The organism is Bradyrhizobium tropiciagri (assembly GCF_001189845.1).
GTDB lineage: Bacteria > Pseudomonadota > Alphaproteobacteria > Rhizobiales > Xanthobacteraceae > Bradyrhizobium > Bradyrhizobium tropiciagri.
This window is the reverse complement of record NZ_LFLZ01000040.1, coordinates 42,403-67,507: the sequence shown is the minus strand read 5'-3', so window position 1 is coordinate 67,507 and position 25,105 is coordinate 42,403. Positions and strand designations below refer to the sequence as shown.

Annotated in this window: 26 protein-coding genes; 17 read left to right on the top strand and 9 right to left on the bottom strand. The window is 64.4% G+C overall.

The annotated features are described in order from the left end of the window. The first annotated feature begins 90 nt into the window (after positions 1-90). From AKN84_RS27520 to AKN84_RS46095, 7 genes are all read left to right on the top strand, one after another. The gene (locus tag AKN84_RS27520; RefSeq protein ID WP_050423687.1) at positions 91-1,431 is read left to right on the top strand and encodes an ABC transporter substrate-binding protein; all 1,341 of its coding nucleotides are present in this window, start codon (positions 91-93) and stop codon (positions 1,429-1,431) included. 116 nt (positions 1,432-1,547) lie between these two features. Further along, on the top strand, positions 1,548-2,486 hold the full coding sequence (locus tag AKN84_RS27515) for a carbohydrate ABC transporter permease (RefSeq protein ID WP_050423686.1): 939 nt from the start codon (positions 1,548-1,550) through the stop codon (positions 2,484-2,486). Further along, the gene (locus AKN84_RS27510) at positions 2,486-3,397 is read left to right on the top strand and encodes a carbohydrate ABC transporter permease (protein WP_050423685.1); all 912 of its coding nucleotides are present in this window, start codon (positions 2,486-2,488) and stop codon (positions 3,395-3,397) included. The genes AKN84_RS27515 and AKN84_RS27510 overlap by 1 nt, the downstream gene beginning before the upstream one ends. A gap of 21 nt (positions 3,398-3,418) precedes the next feature. After that, positions 3,419-4,519 (top strand): ABC transporter ATP-binding protein, encoded by a 1,101-nt coding sequence (locus tag AKN84_RS27505; protein ID WP_050423684.1) that lies wholly within the window; start codon positions 3,419-3,421, stop codon positions 4,517-4,519. 29 nt (positions 4,520-4,548) lie between these two features. Continuing rightward, the gene (locus AKN84_RS27500) at positions 4,549-5,538 is read left to right on the top strand and encodes a hydroxyacid dehydrogenase (RefSeq protein WP_050423683.1); all 990 of its coding nucleotides are present in this window, start codon (positions 4,549-4,551) and stop codon (positions 5,536-5,538) included. A gap of 68 nt (positions 5,539-5,606) precedes the next feature. Continuing rightward, entirely contained in the window at positions 5,607-7,031 is a 1,425-nt protein-coding gene (locus AKN84_RS27495) for an amidase (protein WP_050423682.1), read from the top strand. Between the two features lie 104 nt (positions 7,032-7,135). Next, a complete protein-coding gene (locus AKN84_RS46095; protein ID WP_128971212.1) occupies positions 7,136-7,789 on the top strand; it encodes a hypothetical protein in 654 nt (217 codons plus the stop codon). Here AKN84_RS46095 and AKN84_RS27485 read toward each other — a convergent pair. Continuing rightward, a complete protein-coding gene (locus AKN84_RS27485; protein WP_050423681.1) occupies positions 7,786-8,310 on the bottom strand; it encodes a DUF1993 domain-containing protein in 525 nt (174 codons plus the stop codon). The genes AKN84_RS46095 and AKN84_RS27485 overlap by 4 nt on opposite strands. Before the next feature lie 86 nt (positions 8,311-8,396). On the opposite strand from AKN84_RS27485, the gene AKN84_RS27480 reads away from it, so the two are divergent. After that, complete coding sequence (locus tag AKN84_RS27480) at positions 8,397-9,170, top strand: transporter substrate-binding domain-containing protein (protein WP_050423680.1); 774 nt, start codon at positions 8,397-8,399, stop codon at positions 9,168-9,170. Positions 9,171-9,353: 183 nt separating this feature from the next. After that, positions 9,354-10,154 (top strand): DUF2147 domain-containing protein, encoded by an 801-nt coding sequence (locus AKN84_RS27475; protein WP_050423679.1) that lies wholly within the window; start codon positions 9,354-9,356, stop codon positions 10,152-10,154. Between the two features lie 187 nt (positions 10,155-10,341). Here the strand turns inward: AKN84_RS27475 and AKN84_RS27470 are convergent, their stop codons facing one another. Both AKN84_RS27470 and AKN84_RS27465 read right to left on the bottom strand, forming a co-directional pair. Then, complete coding sequence (locus AKN84_RS27470) at positions 10,342-10,746, bottom strand: (R)-mandelonitrile lyase (protein ID WP_050423678.1); 405 nt, start codon at positions 10,744-10,746, stop codon at positions 10,342-10,344. 23 nt (positions 10,747-10,769) lie between these two features. Beyond that, on the bottom strand, positions 10,770-11,468 hold the full coding sequence (locus AKN84_RS27465; protein WP_050423677.1) for a ribonuclease activity regulator RraA: 699 nt from the start codon (positions 11,466-11,468) through the stop codon (positions 10,770-10,772). A 214-nt stretch (positions 11,469-11,682) separates the two neighbouring features. On the opposite strand from AKN84_RS27465, the gene pxpB reads away from it, so the two are divergent. The 4 genes from pxpB (at position 11,683) to AKN84_RS27445 (ending at position 14,864) form a co-directional block, all read left to right on the top strand. Further along, positions 11,683-12,414, top strand: a complete 732-nt coding sequence (gene pxpB, locus AKN84_RS27460; RefSeq protein ID WP_050423703.1) for a 5-oxoprolinase subunit PxpB — start codon at positions 11,683-11,685, stop codon at positions 12,412-12,414. After that, positions 12,411-13,445, top strand: coding sequence for a 5-oxoprolinase subunit C family protein (locus AKN84_RS27455; RefSeq protein ID WP_050423676.1), 1,035 nt, complete (start codon positions 12,411-12,413; stop codon positions 13,443-13,445). The genes pxpB and AKN84_RS27455 overlap by 4 nt, the downstream gene beginning before the upstream one ends. 87 nt (positions 13,446-13,532) lie before the next feature. After that, positions 13,533-14,306: a LamB/YcsF family protein gene (locus tag AKN84_RS27450; protein WP_050423675.1), complete on the top strand. Its 774-nt coding sequence runs from the start codon at positions 13,533-13,535 to the stop codon at positions 14,304-14,306. 150 nt (positions 14,307-14,456) lie between these two features. Beyond that, the gene (locus AKN84_RS27445; RefSeq protein WP_050423674.1) at positions 14,457-14,864 is read left to right on the top strand and encodes a hypothetical protein; all 408 of its coding nucleotides are present in this window, start codon (positions 14,457-14,459) and stop codon (positions 14,862-14,864) included. Between the two features lie 74 nt (positions 14,865-14,938). Here AKN84_RS27445 and AKN84_RS48185 read toward each other — a convergent pair whose 3' ends face one another. The 3 genes from AKN84_RS48185 to AKN84_RS27435 all read right to left on the bottom strand — a co-directional run bounded on the left by AKN84_RS48185 (position 14,939) and on the right by AKN84_RS27435 (position 17,088). Next, positions 14,939-15,091, bottom strand: a complete 153-nt coding sequence (locus AKN84_RS48185) for a hypothetical protein (protein ID WP_167351881.1) — start codon at positions 15,089-15,091, stop codon at positions 14,939-14,941. Between the two features lie 252 nt (positions 15,092-15,343). Continuing rightward, complete coding sequence (locus AKN84_RS27440; RefSeq protein ID WP_050423673.1) at positions 15,344-16,501, bottom strand: CmpA/NrtA family ABC transporter substrate-binding protein; 1,158 nt, start codon at positions 16,499-16,501, stop codon at positions 15,344-15,346. Continuing rightward, positions 16,498-17,088 carry an ANTAR domain-containing response regulator gene (locus AKN84_RS27435; RefSeq protein WP_028332037.1) on the bottom strand — a complete coding sequence of 197 codons (591 nt, stop codon included), beginning with the start codon at positions 17,086-17,088 and terminating at the stop codon, positions 16,498-16,500. The genes AKN84_RS27440 and AKN84_RS27435 overlap by 4 nt, the downstream gene beginning before the upstream one ends. Positions 17,089-17,343: 255 nt before the next feature. Here AKN84_RS27435 and AKN84_RS46085 point away from each other — a divergent pair, with 255 nt between their 5' ends. From AKN84_RS46085 to AKN84_RS27415, 4 genes are all read left to right on the top strand, one after another. After that, on the top strand, positions 17,344-17,997 hold the full coding sequence (locus AKN84_RS46085) for a suppressor of fused domain protein (protein WP_128971209.1): 654 nt from the start codon (positions 17,344-17,346) through the stop codon (positions 17,995-17,997). A 187-nt stretch (positions 17,998-18,184) separates the two neighbouring features. Next, positions 18,185-19,504 carry a 30S ribosomal protein S12 methylthiotransferase RimO gene (rimO, locus tag AKN84_RS27425; RefSeq protein WP_050423671.1) on the top strand — a complete coding sequence of 440 codons (1,320 nt, stop codon included), beginning with the start codon at positions 18,185-18,187 and terminating at the stop codon, positions 19,502-19,504. Between the two features lie 209 nt (positions 19,505-19,713). Continuing rightward, on the top strand, positions 19,714-20,964 hold the full coding sequence (locus tag AKN84_RS27420; protein WP_050423670.1) for a tetratricopeptide repeat protein: 1,251 nt from the start codon (positions 19,714-19,716) through the stop codon (positions 20,962-20,964). 249 nt (positions 20,965-21,213) lie between these two features. Then, the gene (locus AKN84_RS27415; protein ID WP_050423669.1) at positions 21,214-22,410 is read left to right on the top strand and encodes an acetylornithine transaminase; all 1,197 of its coding nucleotides are present in this window, start codon (positions 21,214-21,216) and stop codon (positions 22,408-22,410) included. A 140-nt stretch (positions 22,411-22,550) separates the two neighbouring features. On the opposite strand, the gene AKN84_RS27410 is transcribed toward AKN84_RS27415, so the two are convergent. From AKN84_RS27410 to pcsA, 3 genes are all read right to left on the bottom strand, one after another. Next, entirely contained in the window at positions 22,551-23,525 is a 975-nt protein-coding gene (locus AKN84_RS27410; RefSeq protein WP_050423668.1) for a quinone oxidoreductase family protein, read from the bottom strand. Between the two features lie 83 nt (positions 23,526-23,608). After that, positions 23,609-24,334 carry a TerC family protein gene (locus AKN84_RS27405; RefSeq protein ID WP_050423667.1) on the bottom strand — a complete coding sequence of 242 codons (726 nt, stop codon included), beginning with the start codon at positions 24,332-24,334 and terminating at the stop codon, positions 23,609-23,611. Beyond that, a complete protein-coding gene (gene pcsA / locus AKN84_RS27400; RefSeq protein WP_050423666.1) occupies positions 24,331-25,059 on the bottom strand; it encodes a phosphatidylcholine synthase in 729 nt (242 codons plus the stop codon). The genes AKN84_RS27405 and pcsA overlap by 4 nt, the downstream gene beginning before the upstream one ends. Positions 25,060-25,105 lie beyond the last annotated feature (46 nt).

Here is a 25,105-nt window from a genome sequence, read left to right as displayed (position 1 = left end):
ATCCCGTGACGTCGCGCGAACGCGACGCACAAAAACAACAACGGGATTCAAAAAAGTCTTTTGTCCGTTGGCTACCAGGGAGGGAATGCCATGTCACGGAAGAAGCTTTCGCGCCGAGAATTCGTTGCAGCGACAGCGCTGTCATCGGCGGCGCTCATCACAGCCCCCTACGTGCGTGGCGCCTACGCAGCCGGCAAGCTCTCGATGGGCTTCTGGGATCACTGGGTGCCAGGCGCGAACAGTGCCTCCACCGAGCTGGTCAATGAATGGGCCGCCAAGGAAAAGGTCGAGGTCCAGCTCGACTACATCACCAGCCAGGGCAACAAGAACATCGTTACCATTGCCGCCGAGGCGCAGGCGAAATCCGGTCACGATATCTTCCAGATGCCGACATGGTGGCCGCAGGCCAATGCCGAGCTGCTCGAGCCGGTGAACGACATCATGGACCCGCTGATCAGGCTGAACGGCGAGGTCAACGGCACGGTGAAGTATCTGGGCCAGGCCGACGGCAAATGGCTCGGTGTTCCCGCCAGCGTCGGCAGCCAGATCAAGGGTCCCTGCTCGCGCATCGACTTGATGAAGAAATACGCCAACATCGACGTCCAGGAGATGTATCCGGCCGGAAGCCCGCCGAAGGCGGATAACTGGACCCTCGACACGTTCCTCAAGGCGGCCGAAGCCTGCCACAAGGCGGGCTTCCCGTTCGGCATCGGCCTCGGCGAGACGAGCGACAGTGTCGACACCGCCGGCGCGATCTTCCAGTCGTTCGGCGCGCAGCTGGTCGATGCCAAGGGCAACCTCACGGTCAAGACCGACGCGGTGCGCCAGTCGCTCGACTACTACAAGAAGCTGCTCGCCTTCCTGCCGCCCGATGTCTCCGCATGGGACGATGCCTCCAACAACAAGTGGCTGGTGGCGGGCAAGGGCGCGATGATCATGAACCCGCCGAGCGCCTGGGCGGTCGCCAAGCGCGATGCGCCGCAAGTCGCGGAGCAATGCTGGACGCACGGCTTCCCGGCCGGACCAAAGGGACGCTTCGCGCCGTACCTGCCGTTCTTCTGGTCGATCTGGTCGTTCTCGAAGAACAAGGAAGCGGCCAAGAGCCTGCTGTCGTTCCTGTCGCAACCCGCATCGATCGAGAAGATGGTGGTCGCGAGCGGCGGCTACGATCTGCCGGCCTACGAAAAGCTCACGACGCTGAAGGTCTGGGAAGAGATCGGACCGCCGAAGGGCACGCTCTACCACTACCCGAACCCCTACAAGCACCAGACGCTATCGATCGCGGCCTCGCCCGCGCCGCCCAAGGTCGCTCAGCAGATCTACTTCCAGGCCACGCTGACCAAGATGTGCCTGCGGTACTACCAGGGTGAGGCGATGGAAAAGACGCTCGCCTGGGCCGAGGGCGAGTGTGAAGGCTTCATGCGAAGCTGACGACAGGCGAGCTCTCGCGCGACCGCCCCTGGTGCTGGCCGCGCGAGCTCTCGTCTCTACTTCCCGGCCGCCGAACCGGCGAGCTGTGCAACCAACCCGCGCGAGGGACCTGCGTTATGGTTGATGTCGCATTCCAGCCCAACCGCACAGCGGCGGCCCAGTCAGGGCGAAGGCGTGTCGGCCTGCGCAACGCGCTGCGGCGCAAGTCGATGTCGGCGTTCCTGATGACGCTGCCGTTGATCCTCCTGATCGCGATCCTGGTGATCTATCCGGCGCTCTATTCCCTGCACCTCGCGACGCTGAACAAGGCGATGACGAAGTTCGTCGGTTTCGGCAACTTCGAGTTCCTGTTCAAGCGCGAGACCTTCTGGCTGGTGGTCAAGCAGTCCTGCATTTTCGCGATCTCGGCGGTGATTTTCAAAGCCCTGATCGGCTTCATCGTCGCGCATTTCGTGCACAACGTACCCGCCAACAAGCAACGCAAGTGGCGCGGCATGCTGCTGGTGCCGTGGGTGATCCCGCCGGCCATGAGCACGCTGGCCTGGCTGTGGCTGTTCGACCCGTCCTACAGCGCCTTCAACTACACGCTGTCCTTCTTCGGCATCGGCCCGATCCCGTGGACCGGCGATGCGATGTGGGCGCGCTTCTCGGTGATCCTGGTCAACGTCTGGTACGGCGCACCGTTCTTCATGATCATGTATCTGGCGGCGCTGAAATCGGTGCCCGAGCAGCTCTATGAGGCGGCCGCAATCGACGGCGCCAATTGGTGGCAGCGGATCTGGTACGTGACGCTGCCGATGATGCGCAACATCATTGCGATCACGACGCTGTTCTCGCTGATCGTGACCTTCGCGAATTTCGACATCGTGCGCATCCTGACCGCGGGCGGGCCGCTCGACCACACCCACATCTTCGCGACATGGGCGTTCCGCGTCGGCATCGAGGGCAGCGACATTCCGCTCGGCGCCAGCGTCTCGCTGTTCATGGTGCCGATCCTCGCGGTCGCGGCGATCTTCATCCTGCGCGATATCACCAAACGCGGGAACGAATCCTGATGAGCACGATGACGATTGACAAGTCGGGACCGACCCGCAAGGTCAAATACGGCAGCATGAGCCGCGACCGGACCTGGGCGCTGCGCTGGTCCTACTTCTTCCTGATCCTGTTTGCGATCTTCTCGCTGACGCCGCCGCTCTACATGCTGATCACGTCGCTGAAGAGCAGCGCCGAGATCTCGGCGGCGACCAACCCGTGGTGGGTCTATCATCCGACACTCAGCAATTACATCGAGCTCCTGACCTCAAACCAGTTCCTGCGCTTCTTCTGGAATTCAGCCTGGGTCTCGATCATCGTGGTCACCATCACGATGCTGATCAGTGTGCCGGCCGCCTTTGCGCTGGCGCGGATGAAATTCTGGGGCTCGGCGACGCTCGCGACCGGTGTGTTCCTCACCTATCTCATCCCGGACAGCCTGCTGTTCATCCCGCTGTTCAAGATGTTCGCGGTGTTCGGCGACTGGACCGGCATCCAGCTGGTCAATCGCTGGTACGTGCTGCTGTTCATTTACCCGACGCTGACGGTGCCGTTCTGCACCTGGATCATGATCGGCTATTTCGCCTCGATCCCGAAGGAGCTCGACGAAGCCGCGATCATCGACGGCGCGAGCTGGTTCCAGACGCTGACCCGGATCTTCATCCCGGTCGCGCTGCCCGGCCTGATCGCGGCGACGATCTTTGCCTTCACCGTCTCCTGGGCCCAGTTCCTCTATCCCCTGGTGTTCACCACCTCGACCGACCAGCTCGTGCTGCCGGTCGGCATCATCACGACCCTGATCAAGGGTGACGTCTTCAACTGGGGACAGATCATGACCGGCGCCCTGCTCGGCGCCGCGCCGCCGCTGATCATCTACGCCTTCCTGATGGACTACTACATTGCCGGCCTGACCGCCGGTGCGACAAAGGGTTGAACGCGACAAGGATAGGAATTCATGGCCGACGTCAGTTTGCGCAAGGTGGTGAAGCGTTACGACGAGGTCGAGGCGGTGCGCGGCATCGACCTCGACATCGCCGACCATGAGTTCGTGGTGCTGGTCGGGCCGAGCGGCTGCGGCAAGTCGACGACGCTGCGGATGATTGCCGGCCTCGAGGACATTTCCGACGGCGACATCATGATCGGCGGCGATGTCGTCAACGACGTGCCGCCGAAGGACCGCGACATCGCGATGGTGTTCCAGAACTATGCACTGTATCCGCACATGACCGTCGCGGAGAACATGTCGTTCGGGCTGCGGCTGAAGAACTACCCCAAGGCCGAGATCAAGAGCCGGGTCACGGAAGCCGCCCGGATGCTCGACATCACCGACCTGATCGATCGCAAGCCCAAGCAGCTCTCCGGCGGCCAGCGCCAGCGTGTCGCGATGGGACGCGCGATCGTGCGCAATCCGAAGGTGTTCCTGTTCGACGAGCCGCTGTCCAATCTCGACGCCAAGCTGCGCGTGCAGATGCGGATCGAGATCAAGAAGGTGCACCAGAAGGTCCGCACCACGACCGTCTACGTCACCCACGACCAGGTCGAGGCGATGACGCTGGCCGACCGCGTCGTGGTGATGAACCACGGCAGGATCGAGCAGATCGGCACGCCCAACGAGCTCTATCACAAGCCGGCGACCCGGTTTGTCGCAAGCTTCATCGGCTCGCCCGCGATGAACTTCGTGCCATGCCGGCTCGAGGACGTCGGCGGCAAGCTCAACGTACGGCTGACCGACCGCCTCGCCTTCGCGCTGCCGCCCGCGCGCGCCGCTCGCTACCAGGCGCTCTCCCGCACCGACAGACTGCTGCTGGGCATCCGGCCCGAGCACGTCATGGAGGCGCGGCCGCATGCCGAGCCGGGCGTCGAGCCGTTCGATGCGGTGCTCGACGTCACCGAGCCGATGGGCATGGAGACCCTGGTCTATTTCACGCTCGAGGGCAGCCAGGTCTGCGGCCGGGTCAGCCCCAATGCGGGCGCGCAGGATGGCAGCCCGCTCCGATTGGCTGTGGACCTCAACAATATGCATTTGCTAAACGAGGTGACCGGCGCCGTCCTTTGACGGCGCACAAAAAACCTCAAGGGCAGGAAATGGCCACCAACAAGAAGAAGATTTTCATCACCCAGACTCTGTCGCCGGGGGCGCGGGTGCTCCTCAACGAGCGGGACGACGTCGAACTCATCGAATTTCCCAACCTGATCTCGGCCAAGGATTTTCAGGCGATGCTGGAGCAGCACGCGCCGGTCCATGGCGTCGCGCTCGGCGCGACCCGCTTCGGCGAGGCGGAGCTCGAGGCCTCCAAGGGCATGCTGGTGGTGACCCGGATCGGCGTCGGTTACGACGCCGTCGACGTGCCCGCGCTGTCGGCCCGCAAGGTGCCGCTGATGGTCGCAGGCACCGCGAACTCGCCGTCGGTTGCAGAGCATGCCTTGTTCATGATGCTGACGCTGGCCAAGCGCGCGCAGGAAATGCACACGATGGTGAAGGACGGCACCTGGGCGAGCCGGCTCGGCGTGCTGCCGTTCGACCTCTACGGCAAGACGGTCCTGATCGTCGGTTTCGGCCGCATCGGCACCCGCACCGCCAAGCGTTGCCTTGCGATGGAAATGAACGTGCTGGTCTACGATCCCTACAAGCCCGCCGGCGAGATTACCGCGGCCGGCTGCGAGGCGGTGCCGAGCCTCGAGGCAGCACTGCCGCGGGCGGATTTCGTCACCATCCACTGCCCGAAGTCGCCCGAGACCGTCGGCCTGTTCAACGCCGCGCGGATCAGGCTGATGAAGCCGACCGCCTATCTCATCAACACCGCCCGTGGCGGCATCGTCGACGAGAAGGCGCTGCACGACGCGCTGGTGTCGGGCAAGCTCGCCGGCGCCGGCCTCGACGTGTTCGAGGTCGAGCCTCCGGCGGTCGGCCAGCCCCTGCACGCCCTGCCGAATGTGATCATGGCACCACACGTCGCGGGCGTGACCGTCGAGGCCGTCGATCGCATGAGCGAGCAGACCGCGCGCAATATCCTGAGCGTCTTGGACGGCAATCCGCTGCGCCAGAACGTGATCAACCAGGACGTCCTCGGCTGAGCTTTCAGCCATCCTCGTTCACGCCGCGGCCGATCCGCATGATCGGCCCGGCGATGCGGAGCACCTAAATGGCCTTCAAGGAATTCGGCAACCACGATGCGGTCGGGCTCGCCGAGCTGGTCCGCAACAAGGACGTGACGCCGAAGGAGCTGCTCGACGAGGCAATCGCGCGCACCGCCGCGATCGACCCCAAGATCAACGCCGTTGTCGTCAAGCATTACGACTACGCCGAGCGCCAGATCACCAAGGGCCTGCCTGACGGTCCCTTCACCGGCGTGCCGTTCCTGCTGAAGGACCTCGATCTGCTCGAGGGTACCCGCACCACGTCGGGCGCCAGCCTGCTGAAGGACTTCGTCGCAGACCACAACGGGACGCTGACCCAGCGCTTCCTCGATGCGGGTCTTGCGATCTTCGGCAAGAGCGCGAGCCCGGAATTCGGTCTGATGCCGACGACCGAATCCCGTCTGTTCGGCCCGACCCGCAATCCCTGGAATCTCGAGCATTCCTCCGGCGGTTCGTCCGGCGGTGCCGGGGCTGCAGTTGCGGCGCGCATCCTGCCCGTCGCGCATGCCAGCGACGGCGGCGGCTCGATCCGGATTCCAGCCTCCGCCTGCGGCGTGTTCGGTATGAAGCCGACGCGCGCCCGCAATCCCTGCGGTCCCGACCGCGGCGAAGGCTGGGGCGGCTTCTCGGTCGGCCATGTGCTCAGTATCAGCGTCCGCGACAGCGCGGTCATGATGGATGCGATCCATGGTCCGGAGCCGTCGAGCCTCTACGTCGCGCCGCCGCCGGAGCGGCCGTTCTCGCAGGAAGTCGGCCGCGACCCCGGTCAGCTGCGCATCAGCTTCACCGACAAGTCGCCCTATGGCGATGCCATTGATCCGGAGATATCGGCGGCGGTCCGCGACATCGCCAAGCTGCTGGCTGGCCTCGGCCATCATGTCGAGGAGCGCGCGCCGCCGCTTGCCGCCGATCCCGCCGCGCTCATGACCACGATCGTCGGCGGCAACACGGCGCTGACCATCCGCCTGCTTGAGCAGCGGTTCGGGCGCACGCTGACGTCGGACGATGTCGAGCGCCTGACGCTCGCGAGCGGCCAGAACTCGGCCAAGATGGTCCCGGCCGATTACGTTGCCGCGCAGCTTGCGGCATTCCAGGTCTCGCGCGGGCTTGCGACCTTCTTCGAAGGCTGCGACGTCTTCCTCAGCCCGACGCTGTGCGCGCCGCCGCTCCGCCTCGGCGAGTTGAACACGATGTCCGAGGATCTGAGCCACATCGCGCCGGTGCTGCGCCGCTACATGCCGGGCACCTCGATGTTCAACATGTCCGGGCAGCCGGCGATGTCGGTGCCGCTGGCCTGGAACAAGGCCGGGCTACCGCTCGGCATGATGTTCGCAGCCAAGCTCGGCGCGGAAGGACTGCTGTTCCGCCTGGCCGGCCAGCTCGAGCAGGTTCGTCCCTGGAAGGACCGCCGGCCGCCGGTTTGTGCCTAGCGCCCATCAAGCGAAGCGCCTGGCTGACAAAGGATAGTCAGATCAGGTAGATAGGAAGGGCGTCGGCGCGATTCCGCCGGCGTCGTGCCTGGGGAGATCGAACCGTGAGTGACCCGACCGACAATGCGCTTGCCGCGATCGCAAGCATTCTCGACCAGACGAAGACACCTCCCGAGAAGGCCGCGTCGCCCGACCAGACGACGGACAAGGCAGCTGAGCCGACTGAGGGTCCGCCGGTCTCCATCGCGATGCCGCCGCCGCTGCCCTCGTCGGTCGAAGTCGTTACCGTCGAGACCGTATCCATCAAGACCGTGACCATCGAGGCAGCGCCCGCCGAACCGGCAGCGGTCGAGCCGGCACCGATCGAGGAGCCCGCGCCGATCGAACAGTCTCAGCCGGTCGCGCAGGCTGAGCCGAGTGAGCCCGAGCTGAGTGAACCTGAGCCGAGCGCGCCGGAGCCGATCCAGCCGACTCAACCGATCGAGGCCAACGGCTATTCCAAGTCCGGACCAGGCCCAATGGCCGCGCTGCGCTTCCGCTGGACGGTGCGCCAGGACGGCGCCCAGTACTATGTCGACGAGACCGTCGGCGAAGGATCGTCCCCTCTGGTCAACGGTCCCATGGACCGGGACGCCGCGATCAAATTCGTCGACGATCGCGAGGCCGAAGCGCGGCGGCGCTTCGAGCATTTCAAGCACGAGATCGCCAGCCGCACCGCTGCCGCCCTGCGGATGAGCCGGGACAGCAACGAGGCCTAACCCTGCGGCGGCCTCGGCGGTCCCAAAAAGTCCTTCTTCGCGAGATCGACGCCGGCGTGACGCAGGATGTCGTAGGCGGTTGCGACATGGAAGAAGAACTGCGGAACGCTGAAGGTCAGGATCAGGGACTTGCCGGTAAATGGCCTGGTCGCGCCGCTCTTGAATGTGAATACGACGTCCCTGTGGGTGGCTGCGTCGATCACCTCCCGCGGCAGGCTCTGCGCAAAATCAATCGTGGCGGCAATCCGCGCTTTCAACTCCGCAATGTCCGGCTCCGCCTCTGCGAAGGCGAGCGGCACGCACCCCGCCAGCAATGCGCAGCTCAGCACAACGTGCCGGTTCGCCTCCCTGATCTGCTGGTGAAGGCTGTACATGTTCGGCGCGAGCCGCATGCCGAGCAACACGCCAGGATCGAACTTGCGCACCCTGCTGTGTGCCTCGGCATGATCGAGCAGCGCGGAAAGATTGCGCAGATACGGCACATAGACGCCGACGGATGCTTCATGGAGCGAGATGGTCACTTTTGCCCCCCTGGATGCTGGTTCGATCGTTCCATCTGTCTAAATGCTCCGCAACGACATGTCATCGGAATTGACGGAGAAGTCTGATGTTTCGCGCGCTGGCCGGCCTCGCTCTCGCTTTGCTTCTGTCCGCCGCGCATGCGCAGCAGGCGCCATCCCGGCTCGATGAGATCGTCAAACGTGGCACGCTGCGCGTCGGGATGACCGGCGACTATTTGCCCTTCACGGCGCTCGACAAGGAGACCAAGGCGTTTCGCGGCTTCGACGTCGACATGGCGCAATCGCTCGGCAAGGCGCTCGGCGTCAAGGTCGAGTTCGTGCCGACATCGTGGCCGCAAATGACCAAAGATTTCGAGGCCGACAATTTCGACATCGCGATGGGCGGCGTCTCCATCACCTTCGACCGGCAGAAGAAGGGCCTGTTCTCGACCCCGATCATGCGCGAGGGCAAGACGCCGATCGCGCGCTGCGCCGACAAAGGCAAGTTTGAGACGCTCGCCGAGATCGACAAGCCCGGCACCCGCGTCATCGTCAATCCCGGCGGCACCAATGAGCGCTTTGCGCGCGCCAATGTGAAGGCCGCCGACATCCGCGTCTTCAACGACAACACCAAGATCTTCGACGAGATCGCCAAGGGCGACGCCGACCTGATGATGACCGACGCGTCCGAGACGCGCTATCAGCAGAAGCTGCATCCCGGCGTGCTCTGCGCCGTGCATCCCGACAAGCCGTTCGACTTCGCGGAGAAGGCCTACTGGATGCAACGCGACGTCGCCTTGAAGGCGTTCGTCGACGAGTGGCTTCATATCGCGCACGAAGACGGCAGCTACGCGAAGATCTATGCTGCGTGGTTCGAATAGCCTGCGGCGTCAGACCCGCGTGCCCAAAAATTGATGCGCACGGCCTGAAACCGAACCGCGATCCAATGCTTTGAACCTAAGCTCTCAGGACTCGACTCATGTTTTGACCGTGATCTGGGGCACGTTCAACGAGGCGGCCACCAAATAGCCTTGCGAACGGGATTCCCTGCACTGGAGATCGAGATGAAGAAGCTTCTGGCGATCGCCACGCTGGTGCTGGCGAGCACGGTGACAGCCCAGGCACAATACACGTTCGATTACGGCGGCCGCACCATCCGCATCGATCCGGATCGTGGAACGGTTTCGATCCCCGGCGTCTACGACAATACCGGCCGCGGCGTCAAGCGCGCCAGGCACAAGGACGCCGAGCAGAAGCGCGAGACCGCTCCGAAGGATGCCAGGACGGATTCTCCGTCTCCGCCCGTCACGCGCCCTGCGGCCACTGTATCACCCTCTCCGGCTGCGGTTGATCAGGCAGCTGCCCCGGCGGCATCGGCGCCGGCAGGCGCCACAACAGAGCCCGCGAAAACGCGCGTCGCGCCACCTCCGGCTTCGGCTGCGACCACACCGCCAGCGCCACCTGTCGTGCAGCAAAGCGCAGCGCCAGCGGCGAGTCCCATCCCACCGCCAACGGTCGGCGCCGCATCGCCTGCACCCAAGCCTGCAGCTAACCCCGTGCAGGCAGCCAACTCGCCGCTCGGTGTCTGGTTGACTGAAGAAAAGGAAGGCAAGGTCCGCATCGAGCAGTGCGGCGCCAATCTCTGCGGCTACTCGGTCGACAAGAAATCGAACGCCAATGGCGAGCAGGTTCTAATCAACATGAAGCCCGGCAAGGACAAGTGGAGCGGCCGCATCTTCGATCCGAACAGCGGCAGCACCTACGATTCCACCATCGCGCTGAAGAGCCCGGACACGCTGCGCGTGCAGGGCTGCGCCTTCGGCGGCATGTTCTGCGGCGGCCAGACCTGGACGCGGGTGAATTGATGCGAACCGCGTAGCCCGGATGCAGCCAAAGGGTCGCGTGAACGCGCGCCCGATGACAGGCTCCGCGAAATCCGGGATCTTCACCGCGGGAGAGATCGCCCCCGGATTACGCTTCGCTCCATCCGGGCTACAAAGCAAAAAGCCCCGCTCACGAGCGGGGCTTTCTGTCTTGGCGGGCAACAACGGCTCAGCCGACCTTGCCGTTGTATTCCTCGTCGGTGACGTGCTCCATCCAGGTCGAGTAGACGCCGTCGAGCGCCTCCTGCATGGCGACGTGGGTCATGCTGTTGTCGGGCGATGCGCCGTGCCAGTGCTTCTCGTTCGGCGGAACCCAGACCACGTCGCCGGGGCGGATTTCCCGGATCGGCCCGCCCTTGGCCTGCACGCGGCCGATGCCCGAGATCACGTACAGCGTCTGCCCGAGCGGATGGGTGTGCCAGGCGGTGCGCGCGCCGGGCTCGAACGACACCCGCGAGGCGTTCAGGCGGGCCGGCGCCGGCGCCATGTTGATCGGGTCCTGCAGCACGCTGCCGGTGAAATGCTCCTTCGGCGCGCGGCGGGTCGGCCGCGAGCCGGAAACGTGGATATCCATGGGGTTACCTCCCTCTCTTGACGTTATTTCTTGGTGGCGGCGTAGCGTGCCTTGGTCTCGGCATTCATCGGATACAGGCCGGGCAGCTGGGCGCCGTTGTTCACCTCGTTGACGATCCAGGCTTCCATCCGTTCCTGCTCGGGGCCTTCGGCCAGCACGTGATCGAGGAATGCCTGCGGGATCAGCACCGCGCCGTCCTGGTCCGCCACCACCACATCGTTCGGAAACACCGCAACGCCGCCGCAGCCGATCGGTTCGCCCCAGCCGACGAAGGTCAGACCCGCAACGGACGGCGGCGCGGCGTAGCCGTCGCACCACACCGGCAGGCCGGTGCCGAGCACGCCCTCGACGTCGCGCACCACGCCGTCGGTGATCAGCGCCGTCACCCCGCGCTTGACCATGCGCGCGCAGAGGATGTCGCCGAAAATGCCGGCATCGGTGATGCCCATCGCATCGACAACGGCGATGCAGCCCGACGGCATCGCCTCGATCGCGGTGCGGGTCGAGATCGGCGACGACCAGGATTCCGGCGTCGCCAGATCCTCGCGGGCCGGCACGAAGCGCAGCGTGAACGCCGGGCCGACCAGCCGCTTCTGCCCTGGCTTCAGGGGCTTGGTGCCGCGCATCCAGATGTTGCGCAGGCCCTTCTTGAGCAGGACCGTGGTGATGGTGGCGGTGGACACGTGCGACAGCGTCGCGATCGCTTCGGCGGACAGTGACATCTCGAAAGCTTGCTCCGATGGGAGGAAAAGACCGGCGCATGTTGCCGCGCAAAGGCCGTGCGTCAAGGGCTGTGCGAAAATGCTGCGATCAGCTAAATTTATCACCGGCATGCCGATTAATTTATTGAAGTTGCTGCATCATTTTGCACGAAGCGAATTCCGTTTTTGATCGAAACACGCTAGCTTGATGGCCAACGAAGTCCGCTTGATCCAGATGGCCGAACCCTTAAGTCCTCCCCGCCTTTTGCCGAGCGGCGATGCCGCCATCACGGTGGAATTCAGCCGCACCATCGATGACGCCGCCAACCGGCGGGTGCTCGCGCTCGACCGCCTGATCGCGGCCGAGCCGATCGCAGGGATCACCGAGACCGTACCGACCTACCGGTCGCTGCTCGTGCATTACGATCCCGTGCAGATCAGCTTTGATGCGCTCGGCGAGCGGATTCTGGCGCGCGCCGCCAAGGCGCTGCCGACCGAGACTGGAACGCGGCGCTGGCGCATCCCCGTCACCTATGGCGGCGAGCACGGCATCGACCTCGAGGATGTCGCAAAGGCGCTCCAGACCACGCCCGATGAAATCGTCGCCCGCCATGTCGCCGGCGACTATCGCGTCGCCATGATCGGCTTCACGCCGGGCTGGTCCTATCTCAGCGGGCTGGAGACGTTCCTGCATATGCCCCGGCGCAAGGACCCGCGGCTCCTAACCCCGGCCGGAACCATCTCGATCGGCGGCATCCAGACCGGCGTGCAGTGCCTGGCCGGCCCGAGCGGCTGGCACCTGCTCGGCCGCACCCCGGTGCGAACCTATCAATTGCATCGCGATCCGACCTTCCTGCTCGAGCCGGGCGACGCCATCACCTTCACGGCGATCGACGCCAAGACCTTTGCCGAACAGGACCGCGCCGCCGAGGCCGGCGCATTCGTCGCAGAACTGGTGACGCCATGAGCAAGCTCGTCGTCACCTCGATCGGCCCGGCAAGCTCGGTGCAGGACGGCGGACGCCCGGGCTCGCAGCGCTATGGCCTGGTGCCGAGCGGCGCCATGGACCGGCTTTCGCTGGCGGCCGCCAACACGCTGGTCGGCAACGAGCTGCTCGCTGCCGCGGTCGAGATCGGTCCGTTCGGCGCCGCCTTCACCGCCCGCGGCGGCGCGGTGCGCGTCGGGCTCGCCGGCGCATCGCGCAACGCTGACATCGGTGGCCGGCCTGTCGCGTTCGACAGTTCGGCGACGCTCGCCGAGGGCGAGACGCTCAATCTCGGCTTCGCGCGCGGCGGCTCGTTCAGCTATCTCGCGATCGAGCACGGCATCGAAGGCGAGCCGATGTTCGGCAGCCTCGCCGTCAATGCCCGCGCCGGGCTCGGCAGCCCCTATCCGCGGCCTTTGCAAAGCGGCGACGAACTGAAGACGCAGGCCGCGAGCGGCGCCGCCGAGCGCCGCATCGAATTGCCTGTCGCCGCCGACGCGCCGATCCGCATCGTGTTCGGTCCGCAGGACGACGAGTTCGCCGAGGACAGCAAGAAGCTGTTCATCGAGAGCGAATGGAAGATCTCGGCCACCAGCGACCGCATGGGCTACCGGCTCGAAGGCCCCGTCATCAGGCATCTCGATGGCCACAACATCGTCTCCGACGGCACCGTGACCGGCAGCATCCAGGTGCCCGGCAACGGCCAGCCGATCGTGCTGATGCCTGACCGCGGCACCAGCGGCGGCTATCCGAAGATCGCGACCGTGATTACAGCCGATTTCGGCCGCTTCGCGCAGATCTCGGCCGGCCGGCCGTTCCGCTTCAAGGCGGTGACGATGGCCGAAGCGCAGGCCGAGGCGATCAAGTTCCACGAGCTGCTGCGTTCGCTGCCCGACCGCCTCCGCGGCATCGAGGATCTTGGCCTCAACATCGAGGCGCTGCGGGATGCGAATGTCGCAGGCCAGGCGGTCAGCGCCGTCGATGTGTCGACCTGGCAAGTTGCGGTACCCTAGAGCATCGTCCGAAAAAAGTACGAAGCGGTTTTCCGATAAGACGACGCTCAAACAAGAGAGCCACCAACAACAAACGGATCGATCGTCATGACCAAAACTGTCGACCTCAATTGCGATCTCGGCGAAAGCTTTGGCCCCTGGGAAATGGGCAATGACGCCGCGATGATCGAGCTTGCGACCTCGGTCAATGTCGCCTGCGGCTTTCATGCCGGCGATGCCGACATCATGCGCAAGACAGTCGAGCTCGCGAAAGCGCGCGGTGTCAGCGTCGGCGCCCATCCCGGCTATCGCGACCTGCATGGCTTTGGCCGCCGTCCGATGCCGGGGCTGACATCCTCGGAGATCGAGAACCTGATCGCCTACCAGATCGGCGCCTTGCAGGCGATCGCAACCGCGGCCGGCCACAAGGTCACCCATGTGAAGGCGCATGGTGCGATTTCCAACGTCGCCTGCGAGGACGACATGACCGCGCGGGCGATCGCCAATGCGATCAAGGCGGTCGATCCGAGCCTCGTGTTCGTGGTGCTCGCGAATTCGAAGCTGGTACGCGCCGGTGAAGCCGCCAATCTGCGGATGGCGCATGAAGTATTCGCCGACCGCGCCTATGAGGATGACGGCAATCTGGTGTCGCGCAAGAAGCCCGGCGCGGTGCTGCATGATCCCAAGGCGATCGCCGATCGCGTGGTGCGGATGGTGCAGGATGGCGCGGTCGTCTCGGTCACCGGCAAGGTGATCAAGATGCAGACCGACACCGTCTGCATCCACGGCGACACGCATGGCGCGGTCGAAATTGCGCGCGATCTGCGCGCAGCGCTGAAGCAGGCCGGCATCACGGTTGCGCCGTTCAAGACCGCGCACTGAGCCGCGCGCGTATCGATTCGGAAGGGGCCGGCCATCACGCCGGCCCTTTAGATTCCGTTAAGAGTCTTCTTAAACCCAAACTTGCCGTTTGATTGCTAGGTGCAGCTTCCGAGCCTCTGATTGTCCTCTCAGGAAATTGGGTACCAAAGCATGTTCCGCACCAGCCTCTCCCTCGCAATTGCCGCGGTTGCAACGGCCGCCTTCACCAGCGCGGCATCTGCCGGCTGCTACAGCTGCTATACGCCGCCGCCCCAGCCCTGCACGACCTGCTATCAGGTGCAGACGGTGCCGCCGCAATATCGCACGGTGCAGGAAACCGTGATGGTGGCGCCGGGCCGCGTCGTCGCGCATCGCACGCCAGCGCAGTATCGTACCGTGATGGTGCCGAGGACCGTGATGGTCGCGCCCGAAGGCGTCGCCTATGAGCGGATCGCGCCGCAATACGCCACGCAGGAGCGCACCGAAATGGTCTCGCCGGGCTATTCCTACTACGCGCCGGTTCAGCAGACCTGCAACACCTGCGGCGGCGGCTACGGATACGGTTACGGCCGCTACTGAGCCATCTCTATCCAGCCAACACAAAGCCGCTGCCTGATCGCATCAGACGGCGGCTTTTGAATTTTCCGAAGGTCTCAGAACGGGTGGACCGACAGCGTGCCGAACACGATCGCCGCGATCACGGCAAAGGCGCTGTACAGCGCCGCAGTGTGAATTCCGGCCCCGGACTTCCTTGAAATTTGTCGCGCGTAAAAGTGCAGGCGGGCTTCCGCCGATAGCTCGCGCATGGTCGATCTCCAACGCCCCATTCTCGGGCATATGGAATATCGTTCGCGCCGCAATTCAAGCGGGTGGCAAAAATAGCGACGCTGCCGCCTTCGGGAACACGGTTCCGAGAGGAATATTCTGCCTCGCGGATTCACCCGAGAATTTTATTCGTTGCAATTCGATGCGACGGGAACCCGCGCCAGTCCCGCACCATCCGAAAATATCGAAAACAACCCCATGCAAAGGAGCCGGAGGTGGCCGCCACGGCGCATTCAGGGCTTCCAGCGCCCGATCCTGAACGCCGCCAGATGGCCCGGAACGTCGGCGGGGTCGAACGGCGGACCGGCGAACGCGCCAATGGCGTTGGAGGCGCCTGCCGGGCGCCCGGATGCGGCGTCGTAGAGATCGGGCCTGAACACGGCCATGGCCGCCTTCAGCGCCTCCGGCCGGTACGGCGTCTGGCCCCAGCGCACCATCTGGGCGTACAGCCATGCCGCCTGCCCGGGGTCCGGCCGCGCGGCTGCCTCGCGCCCGACCAGCAAATAGCGGTTGCTCTCACGCATGGTGCCGTCGGGCGAGATCTTCAGCCGGCCATCGAGCGTGCGCTGGATGACGCTGGCATCGACGCCGAGCCGCTCGGGCTGCGCCAGCATCCGCGCGACCTCGAGCCGGTTCTCCGGTTGCTCGATGAACTCCGCAGCGCGCAGATGCGCGCGCACCAGCGAGGCAACGACATCGGGATGCTTGTCCGCCCAGCTCTGGCGCACCGCCAGCACCTTTTCCACCGCGCTGAGTAGGATGTCGGAGACGAAATGCAGGATGTGGCCGATGCCGAGGTCGACCGCGATCGAATTCCAGGGCGCGCCGACGCAGAATGCATCGACGTGGCCGTTGGCGAGACTGTCGACCATGTAGGGCGGCGGCAGCACCACCAGCTGGACGTCCTCATCGGGATCGACGCCGCCCGCAGCCATCCAGAACCGCAATTGATAATTGTGGGTCGAGAACGGGAACGTCATGCCGAAGGTCAGCGGCTCGGCCCCGCTCTTGCGCCGCTTTGCGACCACCCGCGCGAGCGCCTGTGCGGTCGCCATCGGATCGAAGCGGTCGCCGTCGATCTCTTCCATCAGCGCGGCATGCAGCGCCGGCGATACCGTGATGGCGTTGCCGTTGAGCCCGAGGTTGAACGGCGCCGCAATCGGCACCTTGACGTGGCCGAGCCCGAGGTGTGAAGCGATCGCGACCGGCGCCAGCAGATGGGCCGCGTCGAACAGGCCGATATTGAGCTTGTCGCGGACGTTTGACCACGACACTTCCCGCACCAGAGTGACGTCGAGACCTTCGGCTGCGGCAAATCCCTTGTCGACAGCGACGATCAATGCGGCTGCGTCCACCAGCGGAATGAACCCGGCGTGCAGGGGTGTGGTCATTTCAGCAACTCCGACGCCGTCAGGATCGATTGCGCGATCTCGCCGATCTTCTTTTTCTCGCGCATCGCGGTCGAGCGCATCAGCACGTAGGCCTCCTCCTCGGTCAGCCCCTTCACCTTCATCAGGATACCCTTGGCGCGGTCGATCACCTTGCGCTCCTCCAGCGCATGCTTGGTGCGGTCGAGCTCATCCTGCAGCTTGGCGAAGGCATTGAAGCGGGACACGCAGAGATCGAGGATCGGCTTCATGCGCTCCTTCTTGAGGCCGTCGACGATGTAGGCGGAGACGCCCGCCTCCACCGAGGCCTGGATCGAGGCGGCGTCGCTCTGGTCGACGAACATCGCGATCGGCCGGCGGACGGCACGGCTGACCTGGAACATCTGTTCCAGCACGTCGCGGCTGGGGTTCTCGAGGTCGATGACGATGATCTCGGGATCGAGCGCATAGATCCGCGAGAGCAGGCTCTGCATCTCGCTGATATGGACCACGTCCGTATAACCGGCCTCCCGCAGTCCCTCCTCCAGGATGGCCGCCCGGATCGGGCTCTCGTCGACAATGACGATCTTGGGAGACGATTCAGCGCTCATCGACCACTCTTAAAGCCCGGCAAGATGCATCCATATCACGCCGGGAGCGCTCGGAAAGGGTTGTAATTCTCGGCAATTGGGACTAGCCCCTGCCCATCAATCAGGCAGATTCAGAGATATGCAAGAGGGCCGCCGCGCTGAAAGTGAGGTTTGTGTCCTCATTGCGGTTTGGACAGGAAGCCGACTGTTCGGGACCTCGCGCTTCCTGCAACATTGGGCATCAAAGCCTAGCTGGCGGTGACGACAGGAAATCTCATGGATCTCGAGGAAGTGTGGCGGCTACGTGAGGAAGCGATCTATCCGACACTATTCGGTCCAGTCGGTCGAGGGATTTTCCCTCTGACGCAAGAGCTGTTCAGCAAGCGTTTCGGCGAGCGAGATGTGGATCCTCGATGGCTATTCCTTGGCGTATTCGAATTTCCGCCTACGCCCGAACGAAGTTCATGGCTTTATGTCACGTCTGGATACTCCAACTCCTGGAACGAAGAACCGGCGGCTTATGATCCCACGGGTGAGCCAGGTTTCGGGGTTGAGTTTACTTTTGCAGTATCGGAGCAAGGCGATTGGGCGGTAGAGACGCTCCAGTCGATGTTGGCCTTCGATCTTCTGCTCGGCGCGGGCCGCTTCCGAAATAGACAGCCGTTTTCGCTTCATGATCGGATACCACTCGGAGGGCCCTTGAATGGCCAAGCTGACTGTGAAGTCCGCAATCTGATCGTGGTCGAGCCCGAGCACGTCCCCCATGAATTTTCTCTCCCATCGGGAAGAGTCCTGTTTGTAGGATTTACCGGTGTCAGCGACGCAGAGTTGACCTTCGCGAAGATGAACGGATCAGAGCCGCTTATCAGCCGGCTCCGCGCGGCAGGTCACCATCCTACGACAAACCCCCACCGGCGATCGCTGATTTGATGCGACGGCTTGTGAGAAGCCGGTGCCCTTCCATCCGTGCCGCCGGCGTTGCTGGCTCGCCAATGGGACCAGCTTCCGCCCATCAGAAACTTTCAGTCCGCATCCTTCGCAACGGTTGAATTTTTCCATCAGATCAATTAGTTGGATCGCATACCCGAACAATTCAGATCAGGCTCCAGGCGACCACATGGAAAGAGCGCCCCATATCTCGTTCGTTAGTCTCGGCTGCCCCAAGGCGCTGGTCGATTCCGAGCGCATCATCACCCGGCTGCGCGCGGAGGGCTATGAGCTCGCGCGCAAGCATGATGGCGCCGACATCGTCATCGTCAACACCTGCGGCTTCCTCGACAGTGCCAAGCAGGAATCGCTCGCGGCGATCGGCGACGCCATGGCCGAGAACGGCAAGGTCATCGTCACCGGCTGCATGGGCGCCGAGCCGGAGCAGATCGAGGCCGCCTATCCCGGCGTGCTCTCGATCACCGGGCCGCAGCAATATGAGAGCGTGCTGGACGCCGTGCATCGCGCGCTGCCGCCGGCGCACAATCCGCATCTCGACCTGGTGCCGCCACAGGGCGTCAAGCTGACGCCGCGGCACTACGCCTATCTGAAGATTTCCGAAGGCTGCAACAACCGCTGCAGCTTCTGCATCATCCCGAAACTGCGCGGCGATCTGGTGTCGCGGCCGGCCAATGACGTGCTGCGCGAGGCCGAGAAGCTGGTGAAGGCCGGCGTCAAGGAATTGCTGGTCATCTCGCAGGACACTTCGGCCTATGGCGTCGACCTGAAATACGCCGAGAGCCCGTGGCAGGATCGCTCGGTGCGCGCGAAGTTCTTCGACCTCGCCAAGGAGCTCGGCGAGCTCGGCGCCTGGGTGCGGCTGCAATATGTCTACCCCTATCCGCATGTCGACGAGGTCATCGGCCTGATGACCGAGGGCAAGGTGCTGCCCTATCTCGACATCCCGTTCCAGCATGCGAGCCCCGACGTGCTGCGCGCGATGAAGCGCCCGGCCGCGCAGGAGAAGACGCTGGCGCGGATCCAGAAATGGCGCGAGCAGTGCCCCGAGCTGACGCTGCGCTCGACCTTCATCGTCGGCTTCCCCGGCGAGACCGATGCCGATTTCGCCTATCTGCTCGACTGGCTCGATGAAGCCGGGATCGACCGCCTCGGTTGCTTCAAATACGAGCCGGTCGCCGGCGCCACATCGAACGCGATTCCCAATGCGGTGCCCGACGAGGTCAAGCAGGAGCGCTGGAACGCGCTGATGGCGCGGCAGCAGAAGATTTCCGCGCGCCGCCTGAAGCGCAAGGTCGGCACCCGCCAGCAGGTGATCATCGACGAGGTCGGTCCGACGGTGGCCAAGGGCCGGTCAAAGGCCGACGCGCCCGAGATCGACGGCGCCGTCTATCTCACCAGCCGCCGCCCGCTCAAGGTCGGCGAGATCGTCACCGCGAAGATCGAGCGCTCCGACGAATACGATCTGCACGGCAGCGTCGCCGGGTTCTAAAGCGGGATGAGTTTTGGTTGAATCGGCTTGGCGCGGTCTCGGTTCAACCAAAACTCATCAGGCTTTAGCTCCAGTCCGATCCTCCAAGGCCCGCGGATGCCAGACGGCGTCCGTTCTCATGAACCTGGCCGCGGCCTGGGCTCACAAAAAGCAGTGGCGGCCATCCGGCCGCGCGGAGCCTGGTCTTGCGGCAATCATGGAAGCGACTAATGGCGCGCGGCCGGTTGGCAGCGGCCGTTCTCATCCAACTCGTGCCGGCGCTCGCCGCTACGACGGCCCTCGCCGCGCCTCAGCCGTCCTCCGAAGCCATGGCGGAGGCCTGGTGCTTCAGCAAGAAGGACGCCGCGCAGCGCGTTGGTGGCTGCAGCTTTCTGCTTGCCCTGCGCAAGTTGAAGGAGAAGCAACGCGCCGGCGTCTTGCTCAACCGTGGCGGCGCTTATCTCGAGAGCAACGATCTCGATCGCGCGATCGCCGACTTCACGGAGGTGATCAAGTACGCGCCGATGCGTGGCAAGGGACTGGCCAACCGCGGCGAGGCCTATCGCCGCAAGGGCGATGTCGATGCGGCCATCGCCGATCTCGATCAGGCCATCGCGCTCGATCCCAGGGATGAGATCGCCCGCTACAACCGCGGTATCGCCCACAGCGACCGCGGCGAACCCGCTCTCGCCATCGCCGATTACAACGAAGCCATCCGTCTCAGCCCTGGGAATGCCTGGTACTACAACAATCGCGGCAACTCCTACATCGACGCCAGGGAGCCTGATCGCGCGATGGCCGATTATGATCGCGCCATCCGCCTCGATCCGAAGTTCGCGCTTGCCTATTACAATCGCGGCAATGCCTACCGTGGCCGCAACGATCTCGAACGCGCGCTGGCCGACTACGATACGTCGCTGCGGCTAGATCCTCGCTATGCGGCGGCCTATGGCAACCGCGCCCGGGTGTTTCGCGATCGCGGCGATGTCGACCGGGCGCTGGCCGATTTCGATCAATCGCTGCGGCTCGATCCGGCCGGCTATCGCGACTACTACGCACGCGGCAACCTCTATCTCGAACGGCGGGAATACACGCGGGCATTCGATGATTTCAGCAACGCGATCAAGTTCAATGCGAAATACGCGGCCGCGTTCAATGCGCGTTGCCTGACCCGCGTGATCCTGGGCCAGGCGCAGCAGGCGCTGGCGGATTGCGAGCAGTCGCTGCAATGGAATCCGGACGATCCCTACACGCTCGACAGCCGTGCAATCTGTCGCCTCAAGCTCGGCGAGCTTGACGCTGCGATTGCGGATTTTGACGCAGCGTTGAAGATCAATCCGAAGCTTGCAAGTTCGCTCTATGGCCGCGGCGTCGCGCGGCGGAAGAAGGGCGACGGCGACGCGGCGCAAGCCGACACCATTGCCGCCCAGGCAATTCAGTCCGACATCACCACGGAATTCGCGCGTTACGGCGTCGAATGACGGCGTGCCGGCGCTTGACACGGCCGCCCCTTCGGCTGTATGGCCCTGCGCCATGAAGCTGAACCGGACCCACCGCCGCGCCATCTGCCGTCGTCGCACCCGCGACGATGCTGGGCTGCGCCGTGTCCGACGCCATCGCTGATTAGCTGACATCAGCCAAGGTTTTCGAGAAGGCCGCGCCCGCAAAGCGCGGCCTTCTTGTTTTCGGCCCGTCCCCCAATCCCCACACCGACCCCAGAGGAGATCGATATGACCAACGCCGCCCATCCGTTCGACGCGTTGATGGACATCACCGCCCGCCCCGAAGTCGTGTTCGTGCGCGGCGCAGGCTCGTATCTCTGGGACGCCAATCGCAACCGCTATCTCGATTTCGTCCAGGGCTGGGCCGTCAATCCCCTCGGCCACTCGCCGGTCATCGTGGCCGACGCGCTGGCCGCACAGGCCAGACGGCTGCTGACCCCGAGCCCGGCCTTCTACAACGAGCAGAGCCTGAAGCTGGCAAAGCTCCTGGTCGACAACAGCTGCTTCGATCAGGTGTTCTTCGCCAATTCGGGCGCGGAGGCCAATGAAGGCGCGATCAAGCTGGCGCGGAAATTCGGTGCCAAGTACAAGAATGGCGCACACGAGATCATCACCTTCGAAGGCGGCTTCCACGGCCGGACGCTCGCGACCATGTCGGCCTCGGGCAAGAAGGCGTTCGAGCCGCTGTTCGAGCCGAAGGTGTCGGGCTTCAGAAAGGCCAGGCTGAACGACATCGAGTCGGTGCGGCAGTTGATCAACTCGTCGACGGTCGCGGTCATGCTGGAGCCGATCCAGGGCGAAGCCGGCGTCTGGCCGGCGACCGACGCATTCCTCCGAGAGTTGCGGGCGCTGACCCAGCAGCGCGGCCTGCTGCTGATTGTCGACGAGATCCAGACCGGCATGGGCCGGACTGGAAAATTGTTCGGCTATGAGCATGCCGGGATCGAGCCCGACATCATGACGCTCGGCAAGGGCATCGGCGGCGGCGTGCCGCTCGCAGCGCTGCTCGCGACAGAGCATGCGTCCTGCTTCGATCACGGCGATCAGGGCGGCACCTTCAACGGCAATCCGCTGATGTGCGCCGCCGGGCTTGTCGTGCTCGATCACATCAGCCAGCCCGATTTCCTGAAATCGGTCACCGACACCGGGCTGCTGCTCGAGCGTGAATTGCAGCGGCTGGCGGCGCGGCACGGGCTCGGCGAGATCAGAGGCCGCGGCCTCCTGCTCGCGCTCGATCTCAAGATGCCGATCGGCGCCGCCGTCGTCGCCGAGGCATTCGCGGCCGGCGTGCTGGTCAACTCGCCGCAGCCGGACACGCTGCGCTTCATGCCTGCGCTCAATGTCACGCGGGAGGAGATCTCCTCGATGATTGATTGCCTGGATACGGTGCTGACGAAAGTCGGTGCAGCAAGGCGGGTGGCGTAGCAGTCACCACGCTCGTCATTGCGAGCCACCCGGTCGGCGCAAAGCGCCGCCGAATGACAGGCTCCGCGAAGCAATCCATGTCCCCGCTCGAGGAAAGATGGATTGCTTCGTCGCTTCGCTCCTCGCAATGACGGCCGGAACTACGGCCTGAGAATCGCAGCACCGGTGGTCGCCCGGCTCTCCAGGTCGACGTGTGCCTTCGCCGCATCCTTCAGCGCATAGGCGTGGTTGATCGGGACGTGCAGCTTGCCGTTGATCACGGCGGCGAACAGCGTGTCGGCGCCTTCGAGCAATTCCTTGCGGGTGCCGACATAGTCGTTGAGCTTGGGCCGCGTCGCGAACAGCGAGCCGTGGTTGTTGAGCTCTGCGAGCGGGAACGGCGGCACCGGTCCCGACGCGTTGCCGAACGAGACGAAAAGGCCGCGTGGCCGCAGGCAGGACAATGATCCGGGGAACGTGGTCTTGCCGACGCCGTCATAGACGACGTCGCAGAGCTCGCCGCGGCTGATCTGCTTGACGCGTTCGACGAAGTTTTCCTCGTTGTAGAGGATGACGTGGTCGCAGCCATTGGCGAGCGCGAGATCGGCCTTCGCCTTCGAGCCGACGGTGCCGATGACATGCGCGCCGAGCGCCCGCGCCCACTGGCAGGCGAGCAGCCCGATGCCGCCGGCCGCGGCGTGGATCAGCACGCGATGGCCCTGCTCGACCTTGAAGGTCTTGTGCAGGAGGTACCAGACCGTGAGCCCCTTGAGCATCAGCACCGCGCCCTGCTCATAGGTGATGTGGTCGGGCAGCTTGACGAGCTTGTCGGCCGGGATGACGCGCTCGGAGGCGTAGCCGCCGAGGTTGTAGTAATAGGCGACGCGATCGCCGGGATGGAAATTGGTCACCCCGGGACCGACGGCCAGGACCTCGCCCGCGGCCTCGTTGCCGGCGATGAACGGCAGGCCGGGCGCCTTGTAGAGGCCGGTGCGGAAATAGACGTCGATGAAGTTCAGCCCGACCGCATGCTGGCGGATGCGAACCTCGCCGTTCCCCGGCGGACCGACCTCGACGTCCTCATAGGTCAGGACTTCCGGGCCCCCAACCTTGTGCACGCGCACAGCCTTGGTCATGTCGTCGCTCCCCTCAGAAAACTCGCGTCAAGCGAGCGAATGCCATCGGGCCCGCATTGTCAACCAAGCAGGCCGGAACCGGCCTAGCTTGCGACCTTCTTGCGGTTGCGCTTGGCCATGACGTTGAACGCCTCGACCGCCGCCGAGAACGCGATCGCGAAATAGATGTAGCCGCGCGGGATGTGGAATTTGAAGCCGTCGGCCACCAGCGCCACGCCGATCAGCACCAGGAAGGCCAGCGCCAGCATCTTGGTGGTCGGATGCTCGGCAACGAAACGCGCCACCGGTCCGGACGAGAGGTACATGATCGCGCAGGCGATCACGACCGCCGCGATCATGATCTCGATGTCCTGCGCCATGCCGATCGCGGTGATGATCGAGTCCAGCGAGAACACCAGGTCGATGACGATGATCTGCACGATCACCCAGAAGAACGCACTGGCGCTCGGCTTGTCGTCGGTCTCCGCCTCGCGCGCTTCGACCTCGCCATGAATCTCGTGGGTTGCCTTGGCGATCAGGAACAGGCCGCCGCCGATCAGGATGATGTCGCGCCAGGACAGCGCGACGTTCCTGATGGTGATCACCGGCTGCGTCAGCCCGATCAGCCAGACCAGGATCGACAGCAAGAGGATGCGGAACACCAGCGCCAGCAGCAGGCCGATCTGCCGCGCGCGTTTGGCCTGCGCCGGTGGAATCCGCGACACGATCACCGAGAGGAAGATCACGTTGTCGATGCCGAGCACGATCTCGAGCGCAGTCAGGGTCAACAGCGCAGCCCAGGCTTCCGGGCTGGTGATCAATTGCATCATGCTCTGAAGGCTTTCATCCTGCGGATCACGGTGTCGCTGCCGACGATGTAGACGGCGATGGCGCAGAGACCGAAGGTGATCGGGGCGCCGACCACGAAATCGTTGGCGAGCGTGTATGCGCCGAGCAGCGCCCAGGCGCCGAGCAGCCACAGCGTCAGCCAGCGCAGCCGCACCACCCGCAACGGGTGCAGCACGTGGAACGGCGCGAAGGTCAGCACGATCAGCAGCGCGACCACGATCGTCGACAGCACCGGCGGCAGGTGCAGCAGGAACAGATAGAACGCCGCCGCATTCCACAGCGCCGGGAAGCCGCGGAAATGGTTGTCGTCGGCCTTCATGCGGCGGTCGGCGAAGTACAGCGCGCTGGAAACCACGATGCCGATGCCGAGGATCGGCGCGGCCAGCGGCAGCAGCATGCCGCTCGCGGTGATCGCATAGGCCGGCACGAACACATAGGTGACGAAATCAACCACCAGGTCGAGCACCTCGCCCGACCAGTTCGGCTGCAGCCGCACCACGTCGAGCCGGCGCGCCAGCGGGCCGTCGATCCCGTCGATGATCAGCGCGACCCCGAGCCAGGCGAACATGTTGGCCCAGTGCTCGCGCACGGCTTCCAGCATCGCCAGCAGCGCGACCCCGGCGCCGAGCGCCGTGAAAATATGAACGGAGAATGCGGCGGTCCGCATCCGTTCTGGCAACGCATCCGGCTGGCTCGAGTGCTCCATCGGTCGAAGTGCTATCAGGAATCGGCCACCTTTGCATATGCAGTCT

What these genes read in the sequence shown, in the direction of transcription:
- AKN84_RS27520 (WP_050423687.1), top strand. Translation starts at nt 91, where the DNA reads ATGTCACGGAAGAAGCTTTCGCGCCGAGAATTCGTTGCAGCGACAGCG.
- AKN84_RS27515 (WP_050423686.1), top strand. Translation starts at nt 1,548, where the DNA reads ATGGTTGATGTCGCATTCCAGCCCAACCGCACAGCGGCGGCCCAGTCA.
- AKN84_RS27510 (WP_050423685.1), top strand. Translation starts at nt 2,486, where the DNA reads ATGAGCACGATGACGATTGACAAGTCGGGACCGACCCGCAAGGTCAAA.
- AKN84_RS27505 (WP_050423684.1), top strand. Translation starts at nt 3,419, where the DNA reads ATGGCCGACGTCAGTTTGCGCAAGGTGGTGAAGCGTTACGACGAGGTC.
- AKN84_RS27500 (WP_050423683.1), top strand. Translation starts at nt 4,549, where the DNA reads ATGGCCACCAACAAGAAGAAGATTTTCATCACCCAGACTCTGTCGCCG.
- AKN84_RS27495 (WP_050423682.1), top strand. Translation starts at nt 5,607, where the DNA reads ATGGCCTTCAAGGAATTCGGCAACCACGATGCGGTCGGGCTCGCCGAG.
- AKN84_RS27480 (WP_050423680.1), top strand. Translation starts at nt 8,397, where the DNA reads ATGTTTCGCGCGCTGGCCGGCCTCGCTCTCGCTTTGCTTCTGTCCGCC.
- AKN84_RS27475 (WP_050423679.1), top strand. Translation starts at nt 9,354, where the DNA reads ATGAAGAAGCTTCTGGCGATCGCCACGCTGGTGCTGGCGAGCACGGTG.
- AKN84_RS27470 (WP_050423678.1), bottom strand. Translation starts at nt 10,746, where the DNA reads ATGGATATCCACGTTTCCGGCTCGCGGCCGACCCGCCGCGCGCCGAAG.
- AKN84_RS27465 (WP_050423677.1), bottom strand. Translation starts at nt 11,468, where the DNA reads ATGTCACTGTCCGCCGAAGCGATCGCGACGCTGTCGCACGTGTCCACC.
- pxpB (WP_050423703.1), top strand. Translation starts at nt 11,683, where the DNA reads ATGGCCGAACCCTTAAGTCCTCCCCGCCTTTTGCCGAGCGGCGATGCC.
- AKN84_RS27455 (WP_050423676.1), top strand. Translation starts at nt 12,411, where the DNA reads ATGAGCAAGCTCGTCGTCACCTCGATCGGCCCGGCAAGCTCGGTGCAG.
- AKN84_RS27450 (WP_050423675.1), top strand. Translation starts at nt 13,533, where the DNA reads ATGACCAAAACTGTCGACCTCAATTGCGATCTCGGCGAAAGCTTTGGC.
- AKN84_RS27445 (WP_050423674.1), top strand. Translation starts at nt 14,457, where the DNA reads ATGTTCCGCACCAGCCTCTCCCTCGCAATTGCCGCGGTTGCAACGGCC.
- AKN84_RS48185 (WP_167351881.1), bottom strand. Translation starts at nt 15,091, where the DNA reads ATGCGCGAGCTATCGGCGGAAGCCCGCCTGCACTTTTACGCGCGACAA.
- AKN84_RS27440 (WP_050423673.1), bottom strand. Translation starts at nt 16,501, where the DNA reads ATGACCACACCCCTGCACGCCGGGTTCATTCCGCTGGTGGACGCAGCC.
- AKN84_RS27435 (WP_028332037.1), bottom strand. Translation starts at nt 17,088, where the DNA reads ATGAGCGCTGAATCGTCTCCCAAGATCGTCATTGTCGACGAGAGCCCG.
- AKN84_RS46085 (WP_128971209.1), top strand. Translation starts at nt 17,344, where the DNA reads ATGGATCTCGAGGAAGTGTGGCGGCTACGTGAGGAAGCGATCTATCCG.
- rimO (WP_050423671.1), top strand. Translation starts at nt 18,185, where the DNA reads ATGGAAAGAGCGCCCCATATCTCGTTCGTTAGTCTCGGCTGCCCCAAG.
- AKN84_RS27420 (WP_050423670.1), top strand. Translation starts at nt 19,714, where the DNA reads ATGGCGCGCGGCCGGTTGGCAGCGGCCGTTCTCATCCAACTCGTGCCG.
- AKN84_RS27415 (WP_050423669.1), top strand. Translation starts at nt 21,214, where the DNA reads ATGACCAACGCCGCCCATCCGTTCGACGCGTTGATGGACATCACCGCC.
- AKN84_RS27410 (WP_050423668.1), bottom strand. Translation starts at nt 23,525, where the DNA reads ATGACCAAGGCTGTGCGCGTGCACAAGGTTGGGGGCCCGGAAGTCCTG.
- AKN84_RS27405 (WP_050423667.1), bottom strand. Translation starts at nt 24,334, where the DNA reads ATGATGCAATTGATCACCAGCCCGGAAGCCTGGGCTGCGCTGTTGACC.
- pcsA (WP_050423666.1), bottom strand. Translation starts at nt 25,059, where the DNA reads ATGGAGCACTCGAGCCAGCCGGATGCGTTGCCAGAACGGATGCGGACC.